We start from the raw sequence: 26,214 nt of genomic DNA on the forward strand, positions 1-26,214 counted from the left end.
TAAAGGCGCACCGTGGGGCAGACGGCGCCCCCGGCAGCGATGAGCTGGCACCCTCTGGTGTCGCAGTACCGAAGGAGAACGAAATGCAGATGGTAAAGTTAGGTGGTCATGGCGCCCTGCTCGCAGGAGTCCTCAGCCTCATGGGCCTCACGGGCTGTGAGCTCGTCGGCCCTGGGGTGGAAGACGTGGTGGAGGGCGCCCAGGAGCCCAAGAAGCCCCGCCCCGGAGAAATCGTCGAACCCAAGAAGCCGGGCAAGGACGACGAATGCCCCGATTTCAGCACCTCCGACTGCTGTAAGTTGTCTGAGCTTTACGCCCAGTATTCCGAAAAGCTCCCCGGACTGTCGGAACCCGACCGAGCGGCGGCCAACCATCGCATGGCTTGCATGAAGCCTTACCTCGTCAACTCTTGCCGGTTCGACTCCCTGCCGGCGGCCCGCTGTGCAGCCCCCGAAAAGGAGACCAGCTGCCCTGACTTCAGCACCTCCGACTGCTGTAAGTTGGCCGAGCTTTACCAATCCTACGGCGAAAAGCTGCGCTCGGGTTCGCCCGACGCGACTACCGCCGAAGGCCTGCGTGAGCGCATGGTCTGCATGAAGCCACATCTCGTCGACGTCTGCGGCTTCGAGAGCCTGCCCGTCGCCCGCTGTGAGGCCCCTGCAGAGGAGGAGCCAGAGGACACCCTGTGTGACCGTCTCGTTGCCTCCTACGCCCAGGCGCTCAAGGCCGCAGGCAAGGGTGACGAGAAGGCCCTGGAATCGCTGGACTCACTCTACGGCACGATCTCCGTCAAGTGCCCCGACGTTGACGTTCCGCCACCGCCCGTCAAGTAAAGATTGAGCACTCGAAAAAGAGCCCTGGGAGCCTCGTGCTTCCGGGGCTCTTTTTTTTGACGACGGATAGGGGCATCCGTTCGTATCCTGGCAAGCATGAAGCCCGTGGGGAAAGTCGTTCAGCTTTGGCGCTATCCCGTCAAAGGCATGGCAGGAGAGAGCCTGTCAACCTGCACCGTTGGTGCACAGGGCATCGAGGGCGACCGTATCTGGGCGGTCTGGGACACGGCCCGACAAGAGGTTCAAAGCTGCAAGTATCGCCCGCAGCTTCTACTGTGCAGCGCGCGCCTCCGACAGGGGCCCGCCGTCGACTTCGAAACGACACCTTTACGCGGCCCCGATGCCAACGGTTCAACGGCAGCCCCGGCGGACATCACGTTTCCGGATGGAACCTCGATGGGAAGCGACCATCCCTCCGTGCATGACAAGGTCTCCGCGCTCGTGGGTCACGCCTCGCGTGTCGAGGCCCTGCGCGCCCCTCAACAGGAAGGTTTCTTCAAGAGGTACAAAGCGAAGGGGCATGACTGGCGGGCCGAGCTGGCCGCAACATTCACGCGTGAGCCCGGTGAACCGCTACCCGACCTCGACAACCTGCCTGCGCGGGCGGTTCAGTTCGTCACGATTCCGGGAACGTTTTTTCTGGTTGCCCCGTTGCACATCGTCACGACCGCGACGATGGAGCATTTCGCCGCGCTTCGGCCAAAGGCCGATTGGGACATCCGCCGGTTTCGACCCAACATCGTCATTCAGCCGCTCGACGGCGAAACAGGCCTGGTTGAACAAGCCTGGATCGGACGTACTTTGGTGATCGGTGAGGCCCACTTCCAGTGCACCGAAACAGCGCCGCGATGCGGAGCCGTGACCCGCCCGCTGGAAGAACTGCCCAAGGACGCATCCATGTTGCGAACCATCGTCAAACACGGCGATCAAAACCTGGGCATCTACGCAACGACGGGTGACACCCATGCCCTGCACGTGGGCGCGCCCGTCTACGTTGTTTGACGGGCGACTGGACGAGTTGGCGTACCTGCAAACCACGCTGGCCGAGCCTTCGCGTGCTGTTATACGGTTGCGACCTTGAGGCCCGGAATCCGCCCGAAATCTTTCGGTTTTCTCGTTAGAAGACGCAGCCCGTACGCCACCGCGGTGCTGCCTATCAGCAGGTCGTGCGCTCCAATCGACGTTCCGCTCGCAGCCAAAGCAGCTGAAAGTTGCGCGTGAACGCGAGCTGCGGCCATGTCGAAATCGAGCGTGCGTGCTCGGGTCAAGATTGACTCAACAAAAGCTTCTCTCTTCAAACGTCGGCTTTCGTCCGCTCGGTGAACTCCATGCAGGAGCTCCGAAACCGTGATGGCTGACAGCACCAGCAAAGACTTACCAAGATTACCGAAGTCTTTCGCTGAAAGCTGGCCACGCTCCAAGGCGATGATGACGCTAGAGTCCGTCAACGTGTCCATGGGTCCACAGGAACGCCCGGTGCGTTTCCGAGCTTGCTCGCCTCTTCGATGGCGTCTGCGAAACCAGGATCAGTGCCACGGTCCTCGATGATCTGCGCCAACGCTTCGAGCGTAAGCAGTTCCGGCGCTGCCACCGGCACGATCCGACAAAAGGGTATTCCCCCCCTTTCGACCACGAACTCTTCGCCGGCGTATTTGACGCGATTCAGCAAGTCAGAGAAGGACCGCGAAGCCTCTGTGGCACTGATCTTTTGCACCCGCATGACCCTTAGTATAGGTCAAATCTGAATATCAGATTATCGAAAAATCAGAAAACGATTCTCGACATGATCATCGTCCTCAATGGGCCTTTGGGCATCGGAAAGCCGACTCTGGCAGAAGCCCTGATGGAGGGTTTGAAAGGCAGCGTCATGCTGGACGGCGATCACATCGTTGCGGTGAACCCGCCCGCTCTGGACGAGTTAGCCGTACCTACATGCCACGCTGTCCCTCCTTGTCCGGCATCACAAGGACCACGGTTACCGCCACTTCATCATCAATCACCTTTGGCGTACGGCGCACGAGCTCGTCGAGCTCCAACACGCGCTCCGTGCTGTGGATGCCGACATGGAGCTTCGCTGCTTTCTTCTGACTTTGCCGCTCGAAGAAAACCTTCGAAGGATTCGTGTGCGCCAAAGTGCAAAGGCGCTCGATGAACGAGCCTTCGAACACGACATGGTCATGGAGGAACGGGCGGCCTTGTTGGCAAACGCGGATGCTTCGCCAGGCGAACCGTTCGACGTTTCGGCCCCCCCCGCAGGCGCGGCGTACTGGCCAAAGGTCAAAGCCATCGCGGCACAGCTTGCCGTTTTCCCGATGACGAAGCCCCAGCCGGCCAAAAACCCCCAGAGCGGCCCGAGCCGGCGCCCGCCGTAAACATAGGCACCTCCCGATTCGGGGTAGAGCGCAGCGAGTTGTGCCGAAGAGGTTGCGTTGCAATAGGCAACCAACCCTGCGAGCCCAAGCGCCCACGGAAGCCCGGACCCCGCAGCGCGGACGGCCGGGCCGATGGCCGCAAACACCCCCGCGCCGATCATCGCGCCTAGCCCCACGACCACGGCGTCGAAGGTGCCGAGACGCCGCGCCAGCCTGGTCAAGGATTCCGACCTCGGTCAGTTCCCGAACAGAGACTCGAGCAGCGCCTGGTGCTTGGGCGCCTCTGCGTTCGGTTGATCGAGGGACTCGATCGCGCCCCAGGTGCCGAACTTCGACCAGCCGCCGCAGAACACGAAGTGGATCGTCAGCTCGAAACCACTGTCCACGAGGGCTTGCAGGTATTCGCGGTAGAGCGCGAGCATTTGCGGTGAGCGGTTGGCGGCGAACGCGTTATCCACGAACACCTGGCTCTCTCGCGGCACGGACTCGACCGCACGGATGGTCTGGCCTGCCTCGACCGCCCACAGCTTCACACCCATCTGATTGGCCAGTTGCTTCGCTGAAGCCCACACACCACTTGCGCCTCTGCGTGATGTCGCTCTTTGCGTCTTGCAGCAGCTGCGCGGTGGTAGGAATGCCGCCCGCCACGTCGCTGTTGCGGTACACCTTTCCGAAATACGGCGCAAGCGCCAGCCCCTGCACCTTGATCCCCTGCGGGTTGACATCCGACGCCTCTGCGTACTCGAGCCGGGCTTTGTTGACGGACCCGGACGCCGCCTGCCCCCCGAGGGGGCGACGGATGCGCGCCTCGAACTGAGCGCCGAAGACCTCCTTGAACAGCTCCCAGACGTGGACCTGCTTGTAGGTGGCGAACTTCTGGTGAGCCAGGTCCGCGCGGAGCCCTGGATACTTCACCTTGCTTTCCGTGCTCACGTACTTGCCCTGGTCGAACTCGGTGTTCCAGGTTTCGTTCGAATACTCGACGTAGACCTTGCCCGCCGGATGCAGCTGGGCCAACAACATCTTGGCCATCTCGCGCACGAAGGCGTCGTTCGCCAAATGCGGCACGTTGATCCAGGCGTCGGCCTTGGTGGCATTGACCAGGGCGATCATGTGCTCCAGGGCCACGCCTTTGTTGGTGGCCTGCGAGTAGGTGGAAGGCTTCGGGCGATCCGCCCACACGGCAAGCGGTTGCCGGTTGGTGTTGCCCCAATCCATGAACCGAATGGGCGTCATGCCGGCCAGCCGCGCGATCATGAGAGGCTCGAAGGGCGCGGTCTCGTAGACGGCCACATGCCCGGCGTGCATGAAGCGCAGCTTGCGGATGGGATCGGCGGGATCGGTCTCGTGGATTTCGACGTAGATCGTCGCCGCGTCTCGGTAGCTGTTGCCCCGTTTGTTGATCACCACGTCCCAGCGGCCCGGCCCGCCCGCAGCGGTGACGGGGGCGTTCACCCCCGGCCCCTTGACCACCATTTTGCCTTTGCCCTCGAACAAGAGCGCATGCGGGCCGTTGCGAGGCGTGCTGAGCACCGTGTGGACGATCTGCGGCGGATGGCCCGCGGGCGAAAAAGGCACCTGCGTGGGCCAACCGTCCGCGTCCACGGGGACCTGTTCGGAGAACTGGCGGTCGAAGACATCAACCGTGCCCACGGCACGCGTCAGCCAGGGGCGCGCGTGCTTGAATTTATCGAGGAAGGGGGAATCCGTTTCGAAATCCCTGACGTGTCCCAAATTGGTGCCGAGATCCTTGCGTTTGGCGGCAGGGGCCGCCGGGGCAGGCGTGATGTCCCCGCGGAGCACGAAGCCGGTCAGGGCCACGTTGGCCACCTGCCCAGCGGCGCCGATCACGTACACCCGGATCTCCATGGCGCCCGTGCGCTGGTCGTAGCCTTGCGCGGGCAGCGGGGCCTTGAAAGCGCAGCGAGCCTCCCGTGGGCGACAACGCCGGGCTGGTGTACACCGCCGCATTGGCAGCGAATCCACCCACGCTCGTGAAAACCGCCACGGTGCTGGTGCCCGCCAGCACCTCCCGGCTCAGCGTGAACTCGATGCTCTCGAGCCGAGCCCTCGACGCCATGCCCACCTCGAATTTCACGGAGGCGTAGCGGCCCGCCGCGACGGCTTCGTTGGCGGAGGCTTCCGTACTGGCGGCCTTGGCCGCGAACGCGTAGCGGTTGTTCTGGCCCGCCACCGCAGCCACACCCTCGGCCAGGCTCCACCCCGTCAGCTTGATCTCCGGATGCAGAAGCCACACACGGTCGAAAACCGGCTGTTGTGCGGGCGCGGCCCCGCTGAAGTCACTCGCGAACAACACCCTGTCTGGGTTGTCCACCGTACCAGGCGGCCCGATGGCCGGGTCTTCCCCTCCCAACGCCACCCGTACCGGGGTGCCACCGCCGCCTCCAGCGCCAGGCATGCCACCCGTGCCCTCGGGCATGCCGCCCGTGCCCTCGGGCATGCCGCCCGTGCCCTCGGGCATGCCGCCCGTGCCCTCGGGCATGCCACCCGTGCCTTCGGGCATGCCGCCCGTGGCCCCCACCGCCTTGCCCGCCCGCGGACGTTCCCCCCTCGCCCGCGGCGTTTTCGGCGTCGCCGCCCGCTCCGCCCAGCCCGGGCTGACCGCCTTGGTTTGCGCCGCCCTGGCCTTCACCGGTGCCGCCGGCGCCGCCCTCGTCCCCGTCAGCCTCCCCGGTGCTCCCTCCGCCGCCACAGGCGAGGAGAAATGCCAAAAAGGAGCTCGCCAGGGCAAGCTGAAGAGAGGGCTGCGGAAGACGTCTTGGGTTCATGGATGACCAATTTCGAGCTGATGATGTTTCGACCTCAGAATGAGTTGAGGGGTGTCACTTGAGAAGCGCCCAGGACCGACCCAGGGTTCCAACGCCCCCGCCGGCCTCCTGTGTCTCTACAACACCGGGATCCCGGGACAGCCGAACAGCACGGAGAGGGGCTGGGAGGACGCGCTCACCTGCGAGCAGGCCTGGCCCTGCAAGACGATCGTTTCCGCGCCCTCGTAGACCCAACCGTCTTCGGAGCCGAACGCAATCTTGGTGTCTCCCACCTTGACCAGGATGTTGTCCGGTACGGGTGGCACCTCTCCCAGCGCCAAGCGGCAGTTGTTGAGACGCTCGCTCACACCGACGAAGACCGTACGCACGTCTGAACTCTCCGAGGAGTAGTACTTCGTGTTCCCGGGACGGGCCGTGCCCCCCGCCTCGGCAAGCTCGGTGAGACTGGGTGCCAGCTGCATGGGCTGGTACCATCCGCCAAGGACGTACGTTCTGATACCCTGGCTCAACGCCGACGCGAGGGCTTCCTGGGGAAGGTCGTTTCCACAGAAATTCGCCGAGGGAAGCGCCACTTCACCCGACGTCAGCAAGACGATGAACCGGTCGGTCCCGTCGTTACGAGCCTTCAGAAGGGCAACAGCTTTCTCGATGGCGGCGGCGACGGCGGACGTGCCGTTGCGCATGAGACCTGTTTCTTCGCCCAACGCTTCCTGCCAACGGGCCACCGTGGACCCGAAGTCGACAGAGGCACGCACACCGCACTCACTGAGACGCTCTGTGCCCTCCGGCGTCGTCAGCAGGGCCCACCGGCTCAAGTCTTGCTGCTCGACGAGGTCGTCGAGGGTGTCGTACGCAAGCCGCACACCTTGGGAGGAGTTCTTCGAGGAGTCAGCCACGATGACCACGGAGGCGCCCCGCTTGGTGGGAACCACGGCCTTCACGCCGCAATTGTTGGTCTCGGTGGGCGGAGGTTCAGGAACGGGAGGCGGCGCCAGACCAGCTTGGCCGCCAAACGTAAATCCTTCCGCTCCGCCCGCGCCCGCATCGACACCAGGGGCCCCACCGTTGATTCCCCCCGCCAATTCGCCGCCGACGGGGCCGCAGGCCCAAAGACATAGGCCCATGGCCCCGGCGACGGACACAAAAGGAACGGACAAGCGCCGCTCGTGACGGTGACCGGGCGCGGACGCTCGTTCCTCCGAGACGAGCTCGGGACGATGCGGGAATGACAGCATGGCGATACCTCCCATGAGAACGGGAGACGCGCCACGCTCCGCCGCGGCTCAGGAAAGTGCCCCGCTCACTCGAGGCCCATGCAGTTCGCGTAGTACGTCACAGTCGCGGGCCAATCGGAGAAGATCCCGAGGATCCCGACCTTCTGAGCCAACGCGTCGAGCACCGTCAGCATGTCACCGTCGTTGTTGATGACGGGAGTCACGTACTGGTAGTAGTAACCGCCGCCGGTCTTGAGGAGCCCCGAGCGCTCCAGAGTCCACGTGATGATGTCGAGGCCTGCCGCTTTGGCGGCCACCGCATACTCGGACGCCACCAGGTTGTTGCGGCGGTCCAACTTCAACAGAGCGAACATCGGGGGTGCCACGATGCGGACGCCCTTGTTCGCGAGGTCTTGCATACCTGCAACGGCCGTGGCGTACCCGGCCGCGGTATCAACCCGCGCATCCAGGTACACGGCCTGCTTTCCGAAGGCCGGCTCGCGCGCGATCCAGTAGAGCACGTCGTCCAAGCGGAACGACTGGGGCCACACCTGCTTCGGATTGATCCCGGCCTGCTTGTACTCGTCGAGCATCTGCTGGGCGTACATCTCTTGCGAGTACGAGCCCTCGAAAGGCATGGGCACCGAAGGTTCCTTCAGCTCCGGCGTGAACTTCGCACCCAGTCCCTTGATGAGCCGAATGCTCTCCTTGTGGGTCACGACGGTCCCGCAGGTCGAGTACAGATCGGTCCGGAAGTTGGCCGTGCCACCCAGGTACTCCTGCACGGTAGCAGCCTTCGGGTTGCTGGCGTCCATCTTGCCACAGAGTTGCTTGAACTCGGCCAGGGTGATGTCGCTCGTACAGCAGGTGGCCGTGGCGGGGCTGCCCGTGGCGGGATCGTAGGGCGAAAACGGCTTCGTGCACTTTGCAGCCAACGCCGGGATCGCCAAGATGTTGGTGGTGGTGTGAAGGTCACATTGCGAGTGCCGACACACGAGCTCTCGATCCTTGGTGAAGGTCACGTCGCATTCGACAATGCCCGCGCCCATGCGCGCCGCCGCCTCGTAGGATTCCTTCGTGTGCTCCGGGAACTGAAGGGGGGCACCGCGATGTCCAATTGAGAAGTCAGTTTTTTTGAAGGGGCCTTCCGAGCATTGCTCGAGCTTTCGCTTCAAAGGGCCATCGTCCATATCCTCGACGAGGTAGTAGGGCCTGGGCCCGACCTGAATGTTTTGAAGCTTCCGCGGCTTCTCAGGACGAACCTCGTCTTCGTGGGGATCCTTGCGGTGCTCTTCCGCGAGCTCTTCGGCCAACTGCGCCCAATGCGGGTCATCACAGGCGTTGGCCGCCAAGGCGAAGAGCGACATCAGGCAGGTCGTTCTCGTGCTGATACGGGTGAACGTGTTCATGGATCTTTCCTCGGTGTGGGATGAAAGGCGCCTGCGCCGCTCCATGGTGAACCTGCGCTCCGTCCCTCACCGCAGGGTACGCCGGCTCCTCCTTCGTCCCGCGCATGAAGACCGCAACAAAAGCGCGAACGAAGCGCCCGAAGTTTCGGCACTGTTCACCGCCGTGATCAACTCATGACGCCGGGGCGACGAACGTACTTACAAAGAATCAACCGTGTCACGGTCTGCCGAACACCTCGTGTCGGGGCGCACGGCGAAGGGGCGGCGGGCCTATCGTGAGGAGCCTCTGCGGCCGTCCCCCGGCGGCGAGGCGCGGCCTGACCGCGCGTCCAGGGCTCCGCGGCCGCAGAGGTCGGCCTGACGCGGGACCGGACATTCTGAACGGCGCGGGCCCTAAATTTAGGCCCCCTTGCCCTACTTCGCCTTGCGTTTGCCCTTGCCCTTGCCCTTGGCGGCTTCCGCCTCCGCTGCGATCTTTGCTGCCGCTTCCGCTTCGGCTGCTGCGGCGGCTTCCGCCTGTGCGGCGGCTTCCGCTTCGGCCTGCGTGCGTGCGGCCTCTTCCGCCGCAGCTTTCGCCTTCGTCTCTGACACGGACTTCAGGGCCAAAAGCCCCGCCTCGAAATCCTTCCCGATGGCGGCGTCCATGTCCATGAAGATGCCCATGACCTTGGCGGGGAACGACTTGTCCCCGTCCATCGACCACGTCACCTTCTGGGTCGTTTCACCAGCCAGTGAAAAGCGGTTGCTTGCGACGGCCGCAAACGGTTCGATGAACTCGAGCTTGTACTCGATCCTGCGAGGCGCCTCGACCGCCGTCACGCTCATCCTGCCCTTGCCCACGTCTTTGTTGCCTTCCCAGGCGTAAGACGAGCCCACCTGCCCCGCCGGTCCTTCGAAGGTCTTCTTCATTGCGGGGTCCATCTTTTCCCAAGGGGACCAGGCTTGCCAGTTGTGAAAGTCGTCCAGCTCGGCAAAGACGATCGCCGCAGGCGCTTCAATGTCGGCGGAGCGCTCGACGTGATAGGTCCCGGGCTGGGTCGCCGCGAACGCCAGGAAACCACCGACGATCAACACGAAAACGACGACGACTTTTTTCAGCATGAGGGCTCCTGGTCACAAAGGGGCGCCCGGGCGGGCGCAAGAAGGCCGCATGGTGGCACAAGGCGGGTTGGGCAGCAATCCTTGCAGGGCGAGCTGCGCCCACAACGGTCTCATGTGCCTTGCCGCAAGCGCTCGAGCGCGTCGAGCACCAGATCGAGACCCACGCAAAACTCTTACACTGTAAGCTCCACCGACGAAAAGGCGCTCGATGAAAGTTGCATACGTATCCCGTTATGGCCCTCCCGAGGTGGTCACGTTTCGCGAGGTCCCTACCCCCTCACCCGGGCGCGGTGAGGTGCTGGTGCGGGTGATGGCCACGGCGGTGACTTCGGGTGACTGGCGGGTGCGCAGCGGCATCATGCCACGGGGGTTCGGAGCCCTCCGCGGGGTGGCCCTTGGCTTTCAAGGCCCTCGCCACCCTGTCCTCGGCACCGACGCCGCGGGGATCATCGCGGCCGTGGGCGACAAGGTCACGGCCTTTCGCGTGGGTGAGCCCGTGGTGGCTTTTCCGGGCAGCGCGCTCGGCGCCCACGCCGAGTGTCTCGTGATGCCGGCCGCGGGGCGCCTGGCCCCCAAGCCTCCCCAGCTCACCTTCGAGGAAGCGGCCGCCTTGCCTTTCGGCGCGATGACCGCGCTCGATTTCCTGCGCCGGGGCCAGCTGAAAGCGGGCGAACGCGTGCTCGTCAACGGCGCCTCCGGTAACGTCGGTACCGCGGCCCTCCAGCTGGCAAAGCACGCAGGGGCTCACGTCACGGCCGTCACCAGCGCGCGCAACGCTGACCTCGTGAGCGCACTCGGTGCCGATCACGTGATCGATTACGCAAGCGCGGACTTCGCGCACCGCGGGGAGTACGACATCATCGTGGACACCGTCGGGAACGCGGGGTACGCCCGTGTGAAGCCCATTCTCGCAAAGGGGGGGCGCCTCTTGGCCGTGCTCGCCGATCTGCCGGCCATGCTGAGGGCGCCGTTCGTCCGCGGGCCCCTGCGGCACCGGGTGATCGCGGGCCCCTGCGCGGAGACGCCCGCGCTGCTCCGGGAGGTGTGTGAGCTTGCGGCTCAAGGGGCGCTGCGGCCGGTCATCGACCAGCGCTTCGCCTTCGAGAACCTGGTCGACGCATACCGCGTGGTCGACTCCGGAAGAAAGAGGGGCAGCGTCGTCGTGAGCCTACCCACGGCGTCGTAGCTGCCGTGGGCCTCGGCTCTGAAAAAATGCGTCGCGTCATGACAAACACCCCCCCCAGCTTCGTGCTACGAGCGTGGCCATGGCACTTTCTGTTGGCATCGTAGGCTTGCCCAACGTCGGCAAGAGCACCGTATTCAACGCACTGACCTCGGGGAAGGCGGCGGCCGCCAACTACCCCTTCTGCACGATCGACCCCAACGTGGGCGTGGTGCCCGTGCCCGATCCACGCCTGGCGCGCATCACGAAGTACATCCCCCCGCAGAAGGTGATTCCCACCATCGTCGAGATCGTTGACATCGCGGGGTTGGTCAAAGGAGCGTCTCAGGGCGAAGGCCTGGGCAACAAGTTCCTGGCGAACATCCGCGAGACCAGCGCCATCTTGATGATGGTCCGGTGCTTCGAAGACGAAAACGTGGTGCACGTCTCCGGCAGCGTGGATCCGATTCGCGACATCGAGATCATCGAGCTCGAGTTGGCCTTGGCCGATGTCTCATCGGCTGAAAAGCGCCTGAAGAAGGCGCAATCTGCGGCGAAGACGGGCAACAAAGAAGCGCTCGTCGAGGCGGCCGTTGCCGAAAAGATCTTTGCACATCTTTCAGACGGCAAACCGGCCCGCACGCTCACGCTGACGGAGGACGAAAGCAAGATCGTGGAGACGTTCGGCCTTCTGACCACGAAGCCCGTACTTTACTGCTGCAACGTCGGCGAAAACGACCTGCCCAAGGGCAATGCGTTCAGCGATCAGGTGCGCGCACGGGCAGCGGCGGAGGGCGCCGGCGTCGTGGTGTTGTGCGGCAAGATCGAATCGGAATTGGCCGAGGTCGAAGAATCCGAGCGGGCGGAGCTGCTTTCCGCGTACGGTCTCGAGGAGCCAGCGTTGGCCACCTTGGCGCGTGAGTGTTACCGCTTGCTGGGCCTGCAATCGTATTTCACGGCAGGCGAAAAAGAGGTTCGTGCGTGGACGATCAAAAAAGGCGCCACGGCCCCCCAGGCGGCAGGCGTGATCCACACCGACTTCGAGAAGGGTTTCATTCGCGCGCAGGTGTACACGCTGGCCGATCTCGAGCAGTACAAGAGCGAAGCCGCCATCAAACAGGCCGGCCGCATGCGCATGGAAGGCAAAGAGTACGTGGTTGCCGACGGCGACATTTTGCACTTCCTCTTCAACGTGTAGTCGCCTCGCCGCTGAGCGAGAGAGTCTCACTGCGTCATCGCCTCCGCCGCCTGGCCGAGGCGATGTGCTCGGTTTCTTTACTTACCGGAAACCTTCGCTAGGTTGCTCACGGATCGGAAACGTGAACGAAACCTTTCGCAGGGCCAGGCAGGCCCCCGGTTCAGCAACGCAAGGAGATTCAGTATGACGAAATCGAGCAAGGGAATGTGGCTGGGCGCCTCGGCGCTCTTTCTTGCGGTTGGCACCGCGGAGGCGCAGGACGACTTCGGCGGCCAGGCGAACACCCAGCCGTCCGCGGCAGACATCGCGATGGGCGGCGGCGCCTACCCCGCCGAGGAGGTGGCCCGCCCCATCAACCTGCAACCCGGCATGCTCGAGGTGGGGGGCGACCTGAACGTGTTCAAGGCCCCCGATCTCGGCGACCTCGTTGGCTTCACCCTGCGCGCCGACTACGGGGCCACCGACAAGCTCCAGGTGGGGCTGCGTCTGCCCCTGGCGTTGGCCACGCCCGGGAATCTCGAGTCCCTCGGCGGCGTCTGGGTCAACGGGCTCTACGCTCTACACGAGATGGTCTCGTTGCGCCTCGACGTGGGTTACGGCCATGCCGGCCTCCCTGCGGGCCTCGTGACGTCGGTTGCTCCCACATTCTTCGACCTCGAAGGCATGACGTTGGGCTTCCGCCTGGGCGCCGCCTTCAAGCACCGCTTCAACGAGCAGCTCGCCGTGACGGCCGATCCCGGCCTCGTGTTTCAGCTCGACGGAGCCTTCGGTGACTCGGGCGCGGAGACGTTCCAGGCGCTCTGGGTGCCCTTGGCTCTGTGGTATCAGGCCACCTCCAACGTAGCGGTGGCTGTGAACACCGGCATCCTTTCGGCCCACGAGTTCAAGTTCAGCGGGGATGACGGCGCCCAGCTGCCTTTGTTCCTGACGGGCCAGTTCACGACCCTCGAAGGCCACCTCGACGTGGGCGCCAACCTGGGTTTGGCGAACCTCACGACGGGTGAAGGTCAGGACGTCGGCGACACGCTCTTCCTGGGCGTCTTCGGCACCTACCGGCTGTAAATCACGCGCTTCCGTGCAAAGGCCGGCCCTGTCGCCGGCCTTTGCCGTTTCGAAGGGCCTTTTTGAACGCCTCTTTCGCAAAAACGTCTGACCCACTCTCGCAGGCACCGTCACAGGGGGGAGCATGATGACAACTTCCCTTCACACCCCCTCGATGCTCCCAAAGCCGCGCCGCTTCGGCCTTCCCACCTTTGCGCTGCTGGCCTTCACCATCCTCGTGGCCGGGACCTCCGGCTGTGCCGCCCTACGCGGGCAGCGCGCCCGTACCCAGCACATTCGCATGCGCACGGAGACCCTCGTCTACAACCAGCCCATTCAGGCTGTTTGGCCCCAAGCCCAAGCCATGCTCTTCGAACGCGGCCTGGCCACGAAGGCCACGGACAGCGGCGGCGCCTACGTTCTCGAGACGCAGACGCCACCACGGCCAGTGCGATCCTGGCCGAGGCCGACAGCGCAGGGGCCGCCGCGCGCGCGCAGAACCAATGAGCCGCGCTTTCGGAGGCCCTCAGCGACCGAGCGCACCCGTCAGCCAGGCCCACGCCAGGCCCAGGTATTCGTGCCAAGCACGTTCGACCTTACCCAGACCCCGGCTTCCCGGGAGCAGATCCTGCCACCCGAACCCGTTGCCGGTCGTGTAGTCGCAAGGCGCGGGGTGCACGTCGAATCCCTGCGCCCGGAACAGGGCCACCGCGCGGGGCATGTGCCAGGCCGACGTGACGAGGACGATCGACCGAGGCCCGAGCCGTTCGCGCAGAAAGCGGGCTTCGCTTTCGGTGTCGCGGGGACGCGCCTCTTCGATGATCGCGGTGCGCGGAACGCCCAGCGCTGCGGCCGCTGCGCCGGCAAGCTCGGCCTGGGACACTTCGGTCCCGGTCGCCGCGCCCGAAACAACCAGCTGGGCGCCGGGGAGCGCGCGCCAGATGCGAAGGCCCTCCGCGAGCCGTCCCAGGGCCGCGGGGTTGAGCTGCACGGCGGGGGCCGCCCCTGCAATCCGGCGGGCAGCCCCGCCCAGCACCACCACGTAGCGTAGTGACGCATCGGTGAGCTTCACGTCCCGCGGCATCGGAGCGTAGCGGCGCTCGAGAGGCGCGATGAGCGCGCTGCCCACCGGGTCACAGGTTGAAAGCCCGAGCACACCGAGCCCCACGAACGCCAAGCCACGCCCCAGCCTCTGCCGCCGCCACCAAAACAGCCCCGCGGCCACGACCCACAATCCCAGCACCAGCGGCAAGGGCGCAAGGCACGCCGAGAGGAGCTTTTTGAAGAGAAACATCGGGAGGGCGAACCCTCAAGGCTTGAGGAGCTTGAAGGCGTGCCCCCACTGGTTGCGCAGGAAGCCTGGAATGCACCACAGCATGCACAGGGGCTCGATGGCTCGCGCTGCCGCGGCGCCCCCCATGTCTTCGCTTTCCCAGCCGAAGACGTCGAGCAGGGCCTCCACCTTTCGCTTGGCGGCCGCATCGTTGCCGGCGATGAACATGGTGGGCTTTCCGCCGGGCAACGCGGGGTTGACCATGAGCGCGTTGCCCACGCAGGAAAACGCCTTCACGAAGTGCGCTTCAGGCACCTGTTTTTGCAGGCGCTCCATGAGAGACTCGTCGAGGTTTGTGAAGAACTTCAGCACGCCGCCTTCGGGCGGCGCTTCCGCGATCGGGTTCGTGGCGTCCATGATCACCTTGCCGCGCAGGTGGGCCACGCCGGCGGCTGCGAGCGCCTCGGCCGCGATACCGCCCTTGACCGCCAGCACGATCACGTCCCCGAACGCGGCGGTCTCGGCGAACGTCCCAAGCGACACGCCCTGACCGGCACCCGCCTGCCAATCGCTCAGCTTCTCGGGCGAGCGGCTCCCGATCATCACCTCGTGTCCGTGTTTTTTGAACCCTGCGGCAAGCACCTGACCCACTTGCCCGGAACCCAGCACACCAATCTTGTCAGCCATGTCGTATCCGCCTTTCAAAGCCGCAGGATGCCACACGGTGCAACCGCGCGCGGCCCCCCGGCCCAAGAACCCGCCCTGGCCCTGGCGGGGCGAAGGAAAAACGACGCCCCGGCCATCGCCCGGCCGTGAGCGGCATCCAAGCGCGTGCAAGGCCCTCGCGCCCATGCCACCTTCAGCCTCCCCCCGCTCATGAAGCCTCCCCTCCCGTCCCGCAGCATCACCGTCGAAGGCGCCCGCCACAACAACCTGAAGAACGTTTCGGTGCAGATACCCGTGGGCGCCGTCACCGCGATCACCGGGGTGGCCGGGGCCGGGAAATCGTCGTTGGCCTTCGACATTCTTTACGCCGAAGGTCACCGCCGTTACGTCGAGACCTTCAGCGCCTATGCGCGGCAGTTCCTCGAGCGGCTCGATCGCCCCAAAGCCGAGCGCATCGAGGGCGTGCTGCCGGCCGTGGCGATCGATCGCACGGCGCCCGTACGATCGTCGCGATCGACGGTGGGCACGATGACCTCGATCGCCGATTACCTCCGGGCCCTGTTCGCGCGGGCCAGTCAGCTCACGTGCGCACGATGCGGCAAGCCCGTGGTGCGTGCCACGCCTTCGGCGATCTTCGAGCGGCTCGTGTCCGAGGCGCCGGGACAGCAGGCCCTGGTCACCTTCGCCCTCACGAGCGGCAAGCTCTCGCCCACGCTCTTGCGTGAGTCTTTGGCGCGCAACGGCTTTCAGCGCGTTCTCGAGAACGGCGAGGCCGTCAAGCTCGACGCCGCCGCGCTCACCGCGGACCCCGTGTGTGTCGTGCTCGACCGCGTGCGCATCGACGCGCACAGCCGCCAGCGCCTCATCGATTCCTTCGAGGCCGCTCTGCGTTGGGGACACGGCTCCCTCACGGTGCAGGTCGAAGGAAAAGCCCTCACCTGGAGCGAAAGCCTCACCTGCTGCGGCGTCACCTACCCCGACCCTTCCGCGGCGATGTTCTCGTTCAATAACCCCGTGGGCGCGTGCGAGAGCTGTCGTGGCTTTGGCCGCACGATGGGCATCGACCCCAACCTGGTGGTGCCCGATCCCCGCTTGTCGATCAAGCAAGGCTGCCTCAAGCCCTTGCAGAGCCCCTCGTACAAGGAATGCCAGGACGACCTCGAGCGCTTCTGCCGGCGCGCGGGCATTCCGCTCGGCACGCCCTGGGCAGAGCTCGACGACAAAACGCGCGCGCAGATCTGGGACGGGGAGCCCGACGGCCGTAAGGACTGGAAGCGCAAGTGGTACGGCGTGGCCGGCTTTTTCGAGTGGCTCGAGGGCCGCAGCTACAAGATGCACGTGCGGGTGCTGCTCTCGCGGTACCGCCACTACTCTGCCGTGCACCGCCTGCGGAGGCACGCGGCTCAAGCCCGAGGCGCTGCTTTACACGGTGGAGGGGCGTACCTTGCCTGCGCTCGAGGCAGAGACCCTCACGCACGTCGATGCGTTCTTTTCCGCGTGGCAGCGCCGCCCCACGGATGCCGCCAGCACGTTGCTCCTCGGTGAGCTGCAAAGCCGGCTGCGGTTCTTGGTCGACGTGGGGCTTGGGTATCTCACGCTCGCCCGTCAGTCCCGCACCTTGTCGGGGGGCGAAGCCCAGCGGGTGGGGCTGGCCACCGCGCTCGGCAGTGCCCTGTCGAGCACGCTTTATGTCCTCGACGAGCCCTCGGTGGGGCTTCACGCCCGCGACGCCGCCCGTTTGGCCGAGGTGCTCGTGCGCCTGGCCCGCAAGGACAACGCCGTGGTCGTGGTGGAGCACGATCCCACCTTGATTCGCGCCGCCGATCACGTGATCGATCTCGGCCCCGGCCCGGGCCCCGCGGGCGGGCACGTGGTGTACGCGGGCCCCGTGGCCGGTTTGCTGGACGTGAAGGCGTCGAAGACGGCCGCCTTTCTGGGCGGAACGACGCTGGCCGCCACCCGAACGCCGCGCACGCTCGATCCCGCGCACGGCATCCGCATCGAGGGCGCACGGGAGAACAACCTGCACGACGTGACGGTGACCGTGCCGCTCGGCGGCTTCGTCTGCGTCACGGGGGTGTCGGGGTCGGGAAAATCCACGTTGGTGGATCAGGTGCTCTACCGCAATCTACGGCGGCTTTTGGGCCAGCCCGAGTCCGAGCCAGGCGCTTGCACGCGGGTCACGCTGCCGAAGGGTCAAGAGCTCTCGGATGTGGTGTTCGTCGACCAAACCCCGCTCGGGGCCAGCGGGCGCGTGAACGCGGCCACGTACCTCGGCGTGCTGGATCCCTTGCGCAAGGCCTTTGCGGGCACCGCGCAAGCCAAGGCGGCCAAGCTCACCACCTCGGCCTTCTCGTTCAATTCCTCGGTCGGCGCGTGCCCGCTGTGCCAGGGGGCGGGCTACGAGAAAATTGAGCTGCAGTTTTTGCCCGATGCGCACGTGCGCTGCCCCGCCTGTGACGGCAAGCGCTTCTGCCCCGAGTCGCTCGCGGTGACGTACGAAGGGCTCACCATTGCGGAGCTTCTGGATCTACCCGCCTCCCAAGTCATCGCGCGCTTTGCGCACAGCAAGCCCGTGGTGCGCGCGCTACAGCCGCTCGTCTCCCTGGGGCTCGGCTACCTCACGTTGTCACAGCCCGCGCCCACGTTGTCGGGAGGCGAATCGCAGCGCCTGAAGTTGGCGGCACACCTTGCGGGAGCCGCCGAGGCCGCACCGCAGCTCTTCATTCTCGACGAACCCACCACGGGGCTTCACCCGGCGGACGTGGAATCCCTGCTGGGCGCCATCGACACCCTCACGGCGGCGGGACACAGCGTGGTGGTGGTCGAGCACAACCAGCAAGTGGCGCTGGCGGCCGACTGGATCATCGATCTCGGACCCGAAGGCGGCGACCGGGGCGGCCGCGTGGTGGGACAAGGCCCGCCCGCCGCGATCGCGAAGCTGGACACGCCCACGGGCCAGTCGCTGCGAGACACCCTGGCGCGCGCGCAGCGCCCCGCGAAGGCCTCACGCGCCGCCGAAGCGCAGGCGCCCTACACCCCCCGCGCCACGATCGACATCCAGGGGGCACGCGAACACAACCTGAAAGACGTCACGGTCAAGGTGCCCCCGCAACGCCTTCGTCGCGGTCACAGGGGCGTCGGGCTCGGGCAAATCCACGCTGGCCTTCGACGTGCTTTACGCCGAGGGCCAGCGTCGCTACCTCGATTGTCTTTCAACCTACGTGCGACAGTTCGTGCGGCCTTTGGCCCGCCCGGACGTGGATCGCGTCGAGGGTGTTCCGCCCACGGTGGCGCTGGAACAGAAGCTCTCGCATGGCTCGGCGCTGTCCACGGTGGGCACCGCGTCCGAGGTCTATCACTACCTGCGCCTGGTGTTCGCGTGGCTCGGCACGCCCCACTGTCCCAAGTGCGGTTTGGCCGGCGAAAGCGCCGACGCCAAGGCGCTGGCCGCGCGGGTGGCCGCTCACCACGCAAAGAAAATCTTCACGGTGTTGGCGCCCCTCGTCCGCAAGCGCAAGGGCCTTCACACCGAGCTCATCACCGCGGCTGCCAAGCGAGGGGTCGACGAGGTGCGCATCGACGGGGCCTACCACCCCGCTGCCAAGCCCCCCAAACTCGATCGCTACCAGGTGCACGACGTCGAGGCGGTGGTGGCGCGGTTTGGCCGCACGCCCGCGCCCGCCCCGGTCGCCGAGGCGATCGCGCGCGCTCTCGAGCTCGGTGGGGGCCAGGTGCTGGTGCAAAGCGCCGAGGGCGATCGCTACTACTCGACTCTACGCGCCTGCCCCTCGTGCGGTACGGGGCTGCCCGTTCCCGACCCACGTCTCTTCACCTTCAGCCAGACATTCGGGGGATGCCCGGCCTGCCAGGGCTTGGGGACCGAGCCGCTCGCTGCGATCGATGACGACGACGATGAAGGCGTGGCGCTCGAGGCTCCCGCCACACCCTGCAAAGCCTGCAACGGCTCGCGGCTCTCGGCGGCGGCACGTGCGGTGAAGCTCGGGGGCGAACACATCGGCCAGGTGGCGAGCCGCACGGTGCGTGACGCACGGGCCTTCACCGCGGCGCTGCGCACGAGCGGGGGCGCGATCCCGCTCGAGCTCGAAGAGTCCGTGTTGCCCGAGATCGAACGGCGCCTTGCGGTCCTCGACGACTTGGGCCTGGGTTACCTCACGCTCGACCGGGGGGCCCATACCCTCTCGACGGGCGAAGCGCAGCGGGTCCGCATCGTGGCACAGCTGGCCTCGAACCTGCGGGGCGTTTGCTACGTGCTCGACGAGCCCACCGTGGGCCTGCACCCGCGCGACGCGTCCGCGCTCACCGACGCGCTCATCGGGCTGCGCGATCGCGGCAACACGGTGGTGGTGGTGGAGCACGACGAAGCCGTGATCCGCCGTGCCGATCACATGATCGACCTTGGCCCCGGGGCCGGCACGCACGGAGGCCACGTCGTGGCCCAGGGCACACCCGCGCAGGTGGAGAAAACAGAGGGCTCACTCACGGCGCAGTGGTTACGGGGCCACGCTTCGCCCCCCCCGCCTCCGCGTCGCCCGCTCGAAGGAACCGCTCGACTGGTGCTCACGGGCGCCCGCTTGCACAACCTGCGCAACCTGAGGGTTGAGCTTCCCCTCGGACGCCTCGTCTGCGTGACCGGTGTGTCCGGCTCGGGCAAATCCACTTTGGTACGAAGAGTCCTCTACCAGGCGGTGAAGGCGAAGTTGGGTAAAAAGCCCCTGCCCTCGTTCGTCAAGACGCTCGAGGGCACCGGCCCTCTCGACCGCGCGCTGCAAGTCGATGAAACGCCCATTGGGCGCACACCGCGTTCGGTCCCCGCCACCTACGTCGACATCCTCACGCCGATTCGCAACCTGTTCGCGGAGACACCCGACGCTCGCGCCCGGGGCTGGAAGAGCAACCGCTTTTCCTTCAACGTCAAGGGCGGGCGCTGCGAGACCTGCGAAGGCCAGGGCCGATTGAAGATCAGCATGGCCTTGCTGCCCGACGTCTACATCCCTTGCGCCACCTGCAATGGCCGCCGCTACAACACGGACACGCTGGCCGTGACGTGGAAAGGCCAGACCATCGCCGATGTGTTGGAGATGGCGATCGAAGACGCCGCAAACGTGTTTTCGGCGTTTCGTCCGATCGCCGAGCCACTGCGCTTCATGCAGGACATCGGCCTTGGATACCTGCGCCTGGGGCAACCGAGTCCCACGCTGTCGGGGGGTGAAGCCCAGCGCATCAAGCTGGCGGCCGAGCTGGCCTCGAGCGGCGCGGGCCGTTCCCTCTTCGTGCTCGACGAGCCCACGACGGGCCTGCACATGGCTGATGTGGCCAAGATGATCGCCGCCCTCCAGAAGCTGGTGGATCGGGGCGACACCGTGGTGGTGATCGAGCACAACCTCGACGTGATTCGGGCGGCGGACTGCCTCATCGACATGGGGCCCGAAGGCGGTGACGCCGGCGGCCAGGTCGTCGCCTGGGGCACGCCCGAGGAGGTCGCCGCCCACCCGGCGTCCCGCACCGCCGCCTTCTTGAACGCTGCCACGCCCCGCCAGAGCCTCGCCAAACCCCGGCGCAAAGGCACAACGGCGCGCCCCGCGCCCCGGGGCTGAGGCGGTCTCCCGGCATCGAAGCTCAAGCCCACGAAGAGAGCCGCCGAAGGAGGCGTAGGGCGCGGCTTTCGCGCGGGCTCATGAAGATCCTGATCGCAGACGCCGACCTCATCACGAGAACCCTGCTGGACAAAGCGCTTCAGCAGGCAGGCTACGAGGTCACCCTGGCCGCCTCGGCCGAGGAAGCCGAGCTGCAGCTGGTGGCCGACGCGCAGCTTGCCGCCGTCGTGCTGGATGGCAAAGCCTCCGCAGGCTTTGGGGCCCCGCTGTGTGCCCGCCTTCGGCACCGCGCGGGCGAGCGGCCCCTGTTCGTGGTGATGATGCTCAAGCGCGAAGACGGGGGCGACGTGCGCGGCGCGCTCGACAGCGGCGCCAACGAAGTCATCAACAAACCCGTCAACGTGGACGAGCTCACCACCCGCCTGGCGCTCGGGCTCCGGCTGGCCGAGGCCGAAGAAGCGCTGTGGTCGACGCGCGCGTACCTCGGCGCCTTGATGGACCACCTGGACGTGGGCGTTTTGATCACGGCGCCTGACGGCCGCGTCGCGCAGGCCAACGAAGCGCTCGCACGGGTGGGAGGCGCCGCGCCCGAACACCTTTTGGGACGCGAACGCAACCGCGTGCGCATGCAGTGGGATGCTCGCGGGGTGCCGCCTTGTGACTGCGAGCCAGGCCAGGAAGACGTGGACCTGCCCGGGCGTCAGCGCCGTGTGCTGCGTGTGACCCGCGCCCGCGTCTCCCTGCCCTGGGGAGGCGTCCGCCTCGAGCTGTGTCAGGACGTCTCGAAAGAAGTGCTCTACGACGAGTTCATGGAGAAGTCGTCGATGCTCGACGCGGTGACGGGCGTGCTCAACCGCCGGGGGGGCGAGACAGCCCTTCGCAAGGCGATGGACCGGGCGCGACGGCACGGCGAGGGGCTCTCCGTGGGTGCCCTTCGTATCGACAACCTGCCGTCCCTGGACGAGCCTCAGGGCCTCGCGTTGGCAGACGCCCTGCTTCGCACCGCGGCCCAAACCCTGCTGCGCCTCACCCGCGCCACCGATGAAGTGGTGCGCTGGTCGAGCAACGCCTTCATCGTGGTTCTGCACAACGCGGCCCGTGCGCAGGCGCAACTGGTGATGGGCCGCTTGCTCAAGTCCATTGCCGCACTGAAAGTCGAGGGGGCCCCTCCCTTGCGTCTTTCGAGCGGCATGAGTGAGTGCGATCCGGCCGAGGCGAGCGCAGAGGCGCTCGTGGGACGCGCGTTACAGGCTCTGGCACCGTAGCCGGTTCCGTTTGCCCGGCCACGCCCACGATGTTCTTTGTTGGACCCGGTCACGCTCCGTGCTACACCAGGCGGACTATGCTTAAGCGTGTATTCTGGGCTGGCATTGGGTTGGTCGTGTGGGCGTGCACCGTGCCTGCAGAGCCCGACGCGCCCCTCGACGGCGGCGACGCAGCGGTGCTAGGCGGCAGCCCCGGGGCAGGCGGCGGGCTCGTGGGGGTACCCGACGGTGGGACCTCCGAAGGGGGGGAGCCTGACGCGGGTCCACCCGTCAACAGCGCCTCAGGCGGGTCCATGGGCTCGGGGCAGGGCGGCGCAGCGGGCGGCACCCCGGGCATGGGCGGCAGCCCCGTCGTTCCGGTGGAAGGCATGGGCGGCACCCCAGGCACAGGCGGCACCCCAGGCACAGGCGGCACCCCAGGCACAGGTGGCACCCCAGGCACAGGTGGCACCCCAGGCGCAGGTGGCGCCGGCGGCCGAGGCGGCATCGAAGAGCCCCCTCCGCCGCCTGACACCGCGCGGTTCAACTTCGAGACCACCGCACAAGACTGGAAGGATCTCGGGCAAAGCCGCGGAAAGCCTGGTTTGCCCCCCGAACGCTCGATGGTCCGTTCCTACGGGGGCCTGTGGTCCTTGCGCTACCCCATCGACGTGGGGCCAGGGCTCACCGAGCGCATCGTTGGCGTCGTCTCCGGCAAAATCGGCCCCTTGCCGCCCGGGCAAACCGTGGTCTTCCAGGTCTGGGTTCCCGAGGGGCACAAGATTGGAACTCTGCAGGCCTTCATTCAAACCGTGACCCCCAACTCCTGGCAGCAAGACCGGCGGGTCGGCACCGAGATCGGCGCCGGCGCCTGGACCCAGCTTTCCATTCCGATTCCCCCAAGTTACGCGGGCCAGAACCCGCTCGAGCTGGGCCTGCGCCTGGACGTCGCCGGCCCCTGGCAGGGCGATGTGTTCATCGATTCCGTGCGCGTCGAATGACGCCTGGGCGCGCACATAGTTGAGCCCAGTGCCCGCGCCGCTGCCACTAAGGCGCGTACATGTCCGGCGTCGCTTGGTTCAATCCCGTCTCGGCCCTGCCGATGCCGAACAGGGTGGGTTGCGTGTCCATCGGGAGTCCCCTCCCGCGGGTAACGCCCCTTCGCATGAGCCAAAGACGAACCCCTCACGCCGTACCTACAGACGCTGCCTCCGGCGGCCGCGTGGTGGCGCTCTCCGCCGGGCTCGACGAAGCGGCCCTGCTCGAGGGGCTGCGCGGCGGTAAGCCCCAGGCCCAAGCGGCGTTTTTCCGCCGCTACCACGCTTACGTCGAGCGCCTCGTCACCCGCGTGTTGGGCTTCGACGCCGAGGTGCCCGACCTGGTGCAGGAAGTTTTCTTCGCCGCGCTCAAGGGCATCGACAGCTTTCGAGGCGACCACGGCGCGCTGTCGAGCTGGCTGGGGCAGATCGCCATCCGCACGGCGCGGGGCTGCATCCGGCGCCGCAAGGCGCTCAAGTGGCTCGATTTTCGCCCCGGCTTCAACCTCGACGATGTTCCTGGCTTCACGCCCCAGCCCGAAGAGCGCCAGGCCCTCGCCAGGGCCTACCTGGCACTCGACAAGCTGCCCACCGACGAGCGCCTGGTGTTCAGCCTGCGCGCCATCGAGGGCATGGATGTGGCGGAGGTCTGCTCGCTCTGCGAGATCTCGCCGGCCACCGTGAAGCGAAAAAGCAAAAGTGCGCAGGAGCGTTTCTTTCGGATCGCCAACCGCGACCCGGTGCTGCGCGACTGGCTGGCGTCGCGGTCTGACACGCTCGACACCGCGCCCGGGGGCGAGGACGAGGAGGAGCGCGAATGAACGGGCCGAACTCCACGAAGGGTGACCTGCTCGCCGCCCCCACCGAAGCGCTCGAACGGCGTCTGCTCGACCTCGGGGCCGTCCAGGACAAGCTGCTCGCCGAAGGGCGCCCGCAGCGCGCCGAACGCGCCACGCAGCGCTTCATGCAGCGCTTTGTGACGGAGCGACCGGCGCGTCGCCGCCTGCCGCGGCTGATGGCGCTTTGTGGCGCAGCCGCTGCGGCGGGCCTTCTGGGGCTGTGGCTGCACGGACAAGGGCCCGCGCTCGAGGCCAGCTTCCCGAACGGCAACCGGGTGGCGGTGGGGCAGCCGGTGCGCGCACCCGCGCTCGAGGCTCTGCCGCTGGGGTTCTCCGAAGGTTCGATGGTGCTGCTCCAGCCGAAAGCCAGCTTCGAGCTCGGCGAGGTGCAGGGGCGGCGGGTCCGGGCGCGGCTTCACCGCGGACGTGCCGAAATGCGCATCACGCCGGGCCGGGGCGTCCGGTGGACGTTCGAGGCAGGGCCTTTCGAGGTCACGGTGACCGGTACGGCGTTTTCACTGTCGTGGGCGCCGCGTGAGCGCACGTTCCAGATCCGCCTGGAAGAAGGCGGGGTCACGGTGGAAGGGCCGCTGCTCGAGGGTGCCCGGCGGGTGGCCCGGGGGCAAAGCTTGGCCGTGGACCTCGGTCGAGGGCTAGCAACCTTCCAAGACCACCCCCTGGCGCCCATCGATCTGGGAGAGATCGCCATCGATACGGAGCCCGCCACCGCCCCACGGCCGCCACGTCCGGCGCTTCGGCGGGAAAGCCGCCGCACCGGCCCCGAGCCCACCGTCCCGCTGCGGGCCGAGGAAACAGCTTCGCCTTCGCCTTCGCCTTCGCCGACTTGGGATGCCTTGGCCGCGCGGGGAGATTTTGGCGGCGCCATGGCGATGGTGGATCGCGTGGGGCTCGAAACGCTGTGCAAGGACCTGGACGCCCGGGCCCTCTTGCGGCTGGCCGACACCGCCCGCGCGGCAACCCGAGACGCCGCGGCCGTCTCCACCTACAATTGCCTCCGGCGCCGGTTTACGGGGGGGCACGAATCCGCACTCGCAGCCTACATGCTCGGCCGCATCGCCTTCGAGCTCGATCATGACAACGGCCGTGCCACCTCCTGGTTCCGCACCTATCTGGACGAAGCGCCTCGCGGGCCGCTGGCGGCCGCCGCCCTGGGACGCCTCATGGAAAGCCGGCACCTGCTGGGCGACCTGCCCGCAGCCCGCAAAGACGCCTCGCGGTACCTGCGTGAGTTCACGGGAGGACCGCATACGGACCTCGCGAAGTCGCTTCTGGCCACGCCCTAGGCGGGGGGCGGCAGGTCTGCTGCTGACGCTGGTGCTGTTCCTTGGGGGGGCGGCCGTGGCCAGGGCGGACGATCACGCCAGCCGGGCCACCAGGCCCCTGGCCCTGGTGAGCGGCCTCGATACGGCGGCGCCCCTGGCGGGACAGCTGGCGCTCGATCTTTCGATGCTGGGTTTCGCGGTCGCGTGGGGGCCCGAGGCGCCCCCCGAGGCGAGCGAGGGGCCTTCCGTGGCAGCCCGGCTCACTTTCTTCGTGACCAACGAGGGGCGCGAGAGGCTCCGCATCGAAGACAACCTGCACGGCAAGAGCGCCGCGTGGGATTTTCCCTGGCGTGACACCCAGACGCTGGAGGAGGCGCGTATCGCCTCGCAGCGTCTGGTGGAGCTTTTGCGCGCGAGCTTTCGCGAGCTGGCGGCGGCCCCCCGGGCTCCCCCACCGAAGCCCCCCGCGCCCGCGCCCCGGGGCAACGCCTGGAACGCCACGGGCGGCGCCAGCCTGTGGGGAGCGCCAGACTTGCCCCTGCAGCCGGGGGCGTGGCTTGGGCTCGAGCACCTCGTGACGGAGCGCTGGTCCCTGGGGGTTCAGCTAACCCTCCCCCTGGCCGCAGGCCGCATCGAGGCCAGCGAGGGCCGGGCAACGTCGCGCCTCTTCGGGATCCTCGCTCTCGCCACGCGCCGCTTCGGCGCCGCCACCGCCCGCGTGCGCCCCTTTGCGGCCGCCGGCGTCGGTCTGGCCCGGCTGGATCTCGAGGGGCGCGCAAACCCGCCGTTCGTCGCCGTGCACGACCCGCTCACCCGCCTGTGGGGCGCCGTCCAGCTGGGCCTGGCGCTGCGCCTGACCCACCAGGCGTCACTGGTGGCGACAGGCACTGTGGCCTCGCCAGGGCCCGCAGCCGACATCGCGTTCGTGGATCGCACCGTGGCACGCTTCGGTCCGGTGCTCGCCCAGCTCTGCCTGGGAGGGCAGCTTGCGTTTTAGGCAACCAGCATCTGGGACGGCCCTGAGTGTTCGTGGTCTCGTTGCCCTGGTGGCGGTGTGTTTGCCAGCGAAGGCGAGGCCCCAAGAGCCCTTGAAGAATCCCGCTGGGCTAGCGCAAAGCTCTGACGGCAGCATCCA

At 66.8% G+C, this 26,214-nt stretch carries 22 protein-coding genes and 2 pseudogenes; 14 read left to right on the forward strand and 10 right to left on the reverse strand.

Going from position 1 to position 26,214, the window contains the following annotated elements:
- Nucleotides 1-83 precede the first annotated feature (83 nt).
- Nucleotides 84-833: a hypothetical protein gene (locus KA712_24520; GenBank protein MCG5056130.1), complete on the forward strand. Its 750-nt coding sequence runs from the start codon at nucleotides 84-86 to the stop codon at nucleotides 831-833.
- A gap of 96 nt (nucleotides 834-929) precedes the next feature.
- Nucleotides 930-1,835, forward strand: a complete 906-nt coding sequence (locus tag KA712_24525) for an MOSC N-terminal beta barrel domain-containing protein (protein MCG5056131.1) — start codon at nucleotides 930-932, stop codon at nucleotides 1,833-1,835.
- Nucleotides 1,836-1,894: 59 nt separating this feature from the next.
- On the opposite strand, the gene KA712_24530 is transcribed toward KA712_24525, so the two are convergent.
- The gene (locus KA712_24530) at nucleotides 1,895-2,290 is read right to left on the reverse strand and encodes a PIN domain-containing protein (protein MCG5056132.1); all 396 of its coding nucleotides are present in this window, start codon (nucleotides 2,288-2,290) and stop codon (nucleotides 1,895-1,897) included.
- Entirely contained in the window at nucleotides 2,278-2,553 is a 276-nt protein-coding gene (locus KA712_24535; GenBank protein ID MCG5056133.1) for a hypothetical protein, read from the reverse strand. The genes KA712_24530 and KA712_24535 overlap by 13 nt, the downstream gene beginning before the upstream one ends.
- Nucleotides 2,554-2,616: 63 nt before the next feature.
- Here KA712_24535 and KA712_24540 point away from each other — a divergent pair.
- Nucleotides 2,617-3,085, forward strand: a pseudogene (locus KA712_24540) (Gar/GrdA family gentamicin resistance ATP-binding protein).
- A 2-nt stretch (nucleotides 3,086-3,087) separates the two neighbouring features.
- On the opposite strand, the pseudogene KA712_24545 reads toward KA712_24540, so the two are convergent.
- The 5 genes and pseudogenes from KA712_24545 to KA712_24565 all read right to left on the reverse strand — a co-directional run bounded on the left by KA712_24545 (nucleotide 3,088) and on the right by KA712_24565 (nucleotide 8,575).
- Nucleotides 3,088-3,366: pseudogene (locus KA712_24545) on the reverse strand (amino acid permease).
- A 75-nt stretch (nucleotides 3,367-3,441) separates the two neighbouring features.
- Nucleotides 3,442-3,669 (reverse strand): hypothetical protein, encoded by a 228-nt coding sequence (locus KA712_24550; protein ID MCG5056134.1) that lies wholly within the window; start codon nucleotides 3,667-3,669, stop codon nucleotides 3,442-3,444.
- The gene (locus KA712_24555) at nucleotides 3,656-5,074 is read right to left on the reverse strand and encodes a hypothetical protein (protein MCG5056135.1); all 1,419 of its coding nucleotides are present in this window, start codon (nucleotides 5,072-5,074) and stop codon (nucleotides 3,656-3,658) included. Before KA712_24555 ends, KA712_24550 begins: the two co-directional genes overlap by 14 nt.
- Before the next feature lie 1,036 nt (nucleotides 5,075-6,110).
- Nucleotides 6,111-7,229, reverse strand: a complete 1,119-nt coding sequence (locus KA712_24560; GenBank protein MCG5056136.1) for a VWA domain-containing protein — start codon at nucleotides 7,227-7,229, stop codon at nucleotides 6,111-6,113.
- A 65-nt stretch (nucleotides 7,230-7,294) separates the two neighbouring features.
- Complete coding sequence (locus KA712_24565; protein ID MCG5056137.1) at nucleotides 7,295-8,575, reverse strand: glycerophosphodiester phosphodiesterase; 1,281 nt, start codon at nucleotides 8,573-8,575, stop codon at nucleotides 7,295-7,297.
- A gap of 34 nt (nucleotides 8,576-8,609) precedes the next feature.
- On the opposite strand from KA712_24565, the gene KA712_24570 reads away from it, so the two are divergent.
- Nucleotides 8,610-8,795, forward strand: a complete 186-nt coding sequence (locus KA712_24570) for a hypothetical protein (GenBank protein MCG5056138.1) — start codon at nucleotides 8,610-8,612, stop codon at nucleotides 8,793-8,795.
- 236 nt (nucleotides 8,796-9,031) lie between these two features.
- On the opposite strand, the gene KA712_24575 is transcribed toward KA712_24570, so the two are convergent.
- The gene (locus KA712_24575) at nucleotides 9,032-9,718 is read right to left on the reverse strand and encodes an SRPBCC family protein (protein MCG5056139.1); all 687 of its coding nucleotides are present in this window, start codon (nucleotides 9,716-9,718) and stop codon (nucleotides 9,032-9,034) included.
- Nucleotides 9,719-9,926: 208 nt separating this feature from the next.
- On the opposite strand from KA712_24575, the gene KA712_24580 reads away from it, so the two are divergent.
- The 3 genes from KA712_24580 to KA712_24590 all read left to right on the forward strand — a co-directional run bounded on the left by KA712_24580 (nucleotide 9,927) and on the right by KA712_24590 (nucleotide 13,140).
- Nucleotides 9,927-10,904, forward strand: coding sequence for an NAD(P)-dependent alcohol dehydrogenase (locus KA712_24580; GenBank protein MCG5056140.1), 978 nt, complete (start codon nucleotides 9,927-9,929; stop codon nucleotides 10,902-10,904).
- Between the two features lie 79 nt (nucleotides 10,905-10,983).
- Nucleotides 10,984-12,078: a redox-regulated ATPase YchF gene (ychF, locus tag KA712_24585; GenBank protein MCG5056141.1), complete on the forward strand. Its 1,095-nt coding sequence runs from the start codon at nucleotides 10,984-10,986 to the stop codon at nucleotides 12,076-12,078.
- Nucleotides 12,079-12,261: 183 nt separating this feature from the next.
- Nucleotides 12,262-13,140 carry a hypothetical protein gene (locus KA712_24590; GenBank protein MCG5056142.1) on the forward strand — a complete coding sequence of 293 codons (879 nt, stop codon included), beginning with the start codon at nucleotides 12,262-12,264 and terminating at the stop codon, nucleotides 13,138-13,140.
- Nucleotides 13,141-13,645: 505 nt separating this feature from the next.
- Here KA712_24590 and KA712_24595 read toward each other — a convergent pair.
- Together KA712_24595 and KA712_24600 are read right to left on the reverse strand one after the other, a co-directional pair.
- Nucleotides 13,646-14,413, reverse strand: a complete 768-nt coding sequence (locus KA712_24595) for a YdcF family protein (protein ID MCG5056143.1) — start codon at nucleotides 14,411-14,413, stop codon at nucleotides 13,646-13,648.
- Nucleotides 14,414-14,428: 15 nt separating this feature from the next.
- Nucleotides 14,429-15,079 carry an NAD(P)-binding domain-containing protein gene (locus KA712_24600; protein MCG5056144.1) on the reverse strand — a complete coding sequence of 217 codons (651 nt, stop codon included), beginning with the start codon at nucleotides 15,077-15,079 and terminating at the stop codon, nucleotides 14,429-14,431.
- A gap of 189 nt (nucleotides 15,080-15,268) precedes the next feature.
- On the opposite strand from KA712_24600, the gene KA712_24605 reads away from it, so the two are divergent.
- The 7 genes from KA712_24605 to KA712_24635 all read left to right on the forward strand — a co-directional run bounded on the left by KA712_24605 (nucleotide 15,269) and on the right by KA712_24635 (nucleotide 26,076).
- Nucleotides 15,269-16,603, forward strand: a complete 1,335-nt coding sequence (locus tag KA712_24605) for a hypothetical protein (protein MCG5056145.1) — start codon at nucleotides 15,269-15,271, stop codon at nucleotides 16,601-16,603.
- Between the two features lie 1,913 nt (nucleotides 16,604-18,516).
- A complete protein-coding gene (locus KA712_24610; protein ID MCG5056146.1) occupies nucleotides 18,517-20,676 on the forward strand; it encodes an ATP-binding cassette domain-containing protein in 2,160 nt (719 codons plus the stop codon).
- Between the two features lie 80 nt (nucleotides 20,677-20,756).
- The gene (locus KA712_24615) at nucleotides 20,757-21,941 is read left to right on the forward strand and encodes a diguanylate cyclase (protein ID MCG5056147.1); all 1,185 of its coding nucleotides are present in this window, start codon (nucleotides 20,757-20,759) and stop codon (nucleotides 21,939-21,941) included.
- Between the two features lie 77 nt (nucleotides 21,942-22,018).
- Complete coding sequence (locus KA712_24620) at nucleotides 22,019-22,921, forward strand: hypothetical protein (protein MCG5056148.1); 903 nt, start codon at nucleotides 22,019-22,021, stop codon at nucleotides 22,919-22,921.
- Between the two features lie 164 nt (nucleotides 22,922-23,085).
- Nucleotides 23,086-23,778 carry a sigma-70 family RNA polymerase sigma factor gene (locus KA712_24625; GenBank protein ID MCG5056149.1) on the forward strand — a complete coding sequence of 231 codons (693 nt, stop codon included), beginning with the start codon at nucleotides 23,086-23,088 and terminating at the stop codon, nucleotides 23,776-23,778.
- Nucleotides 23,775-25,100 carry a FecR family protein gene (locus tag KA712_24630; protein ID MCG5056150.1) on the forward strand — a complete coding sequence of 442 codons (1,326 nt, stop codon included), beginning with the start codon at nucleotides 23,775-23,777 and terminating at the stop codon, nucleotides 25,098-25,100. The genes KA712_24625 and KA712_24630 overlap by 4 nt, the downstream gene beginning before the upstream one ends.
- 31 nt (nucleotides 25,101-25,131) lie before the next feature.
- Entirely contained in the window at nucleotides 25,132-26,076 is a 945-nt protein-coding gene (locus KA712_24635) for a hypothetical protein (GenBank protein ID MCG5056151.1), read from the forward strand.
- The last annotated feature ends 138 nt before the right edge of the window (nucleotides 26,077-26,214 follow it).

Source organism: Myxococcales bacterium, assembly GCA_022184915.1.
Lineage (GTDB): Bacteria > Myxococcota_A > Polyangia > Fen-1088 > Fen-1088 > JAGTJU01.

Excerpts from the sequence above, each read along its gene's own strand:
- KA712_24520 (MCG5056130.1), top strand. The coding sequence starts at position 84 with ATGCAGATGGTAAAGTTAGGTGGTCATGGCGCCCTGCTCGCAGGAGTC.
- KA712_24525 (MCG5056131.1), top strand. The coding sequence starts at position 930 with ATGAAGCCCGTGGGGAAAGTCGTTCAGCTTTGGCGCTATCCCGTCAAA.
- KA712_24530 (MCG5056132.1), bottom strand. The coding sequence starts at position 2,290 with ATGGACACGTTGACGGACTCTAGCGTCATCATCGCCTTGGAGCGTGGC.
- KA712_24535 (MCG5056133.1), bottom strand. The coding sequence starts at position 2,553 with ATGCGGGTGCAAAAGATCAGTGCCACAGAGGCTTCGCGGTCCTTCTCT.
- KA712_24555 (MCG5056135.1), bottom strand. The coding sequence starts at position 5,074 with ATGGAGATCCGGGTGTACGTGATCGGCGCCGCTGGGCAGGTGGCCAAC.
- KA712_24560 (MCG5056136.1), bottom strand. The coding sequence starts at position 7,229 with ATGCTGTCATTCCCGCATCGTCCCGAGCTCGTCTCGGAGGAACGAGCG.
- KA712_24565 (MCG5056137.1), bottom strand. The coding sequence starts at position 8,575 with ATGTCGCTCTTCGCCTTGGCGGCCAACGCCTGTGATGACCCGCATTGG.
- KA712_24575 (MCG5056139.1), bottom strand. The coding sequence starts at position 9,718 with ATGCTGAAAAAAGTCGTCGTCGTTTTCGTGTTGATCGTCGGTGGTTTC.
- KA712_24580 (MCG5056140.1), top strand. The coding sequence starts at position 9,927 with ATGAAAGTTGCATACGTATCCCGTTATGGCCCTCCCGAGGTGGTCACG.
- ychF (MCG5056141.1), top strand. The coding sequence starts at position 10,984 with ATGGCACTTTCTGTTGGCATCGTAGGCTTGCCCAACGTCGGCAAGAGC.
- KA712_24590 (MCG5056142.1), top strand. The coding sequence starts at position 12,262 with ATGACGAAATCGAGCAAGGGAATGTGGCTGGGCGCCTCGGCGCTCTTT.
- KA712_24595 (MCG5056143.1), bottom strand. The coding sequence starts at position 14,413 with ATGTTTCTCTTCAAAAAGCTCCTCTCGGCGTGCCTTGCGCCCTTGCCG.
- KA712_24600 (MCG5056144.1), bottom strand. The coding sequence starts at position 15,079 with ATGGCTGACAAGATTGGTGTGCTGGGTTCCGGGCAAGTGGGTCAGGTG.
- KA712_24605 (MCG5056145.1), top strand. The coding sequence starts at position 15,269 with ATGAAGCCTCCCCTCCCGTCCCGCAGCATCACCGTCGAAGGCGCCCGC.
- KA712_24615 (MCG5056147.1), top strand. The coding sequence starts at position 20,757 with ATGAAGATCCTGATCGCAGACGCCGACCTCATCACGAGAACCCTGCTG.
- KA712_24620 (MCG5056148.1), top strand. The coding sequence starts at position 22,019 with ATGCTTAAGCGTGTATTCTGGGCTGGCATTGGGTTGGTCGTGTGGGCG.
- KA712_24625 (MCG5056149.1), top strand. The coding sequence starts at position 23,086 with ATGAGCCAAAGACGAACCCCTCACGCCGTACCTACAGACGCTGCCTCC.
- KA712_24630 (MCG5056150.1), top strand. The coding sequence starts at position 23,775 with ATGAACGGGCCGAACTCCACGAAGGGTGACCTGCTCGCCGCCCCCACC.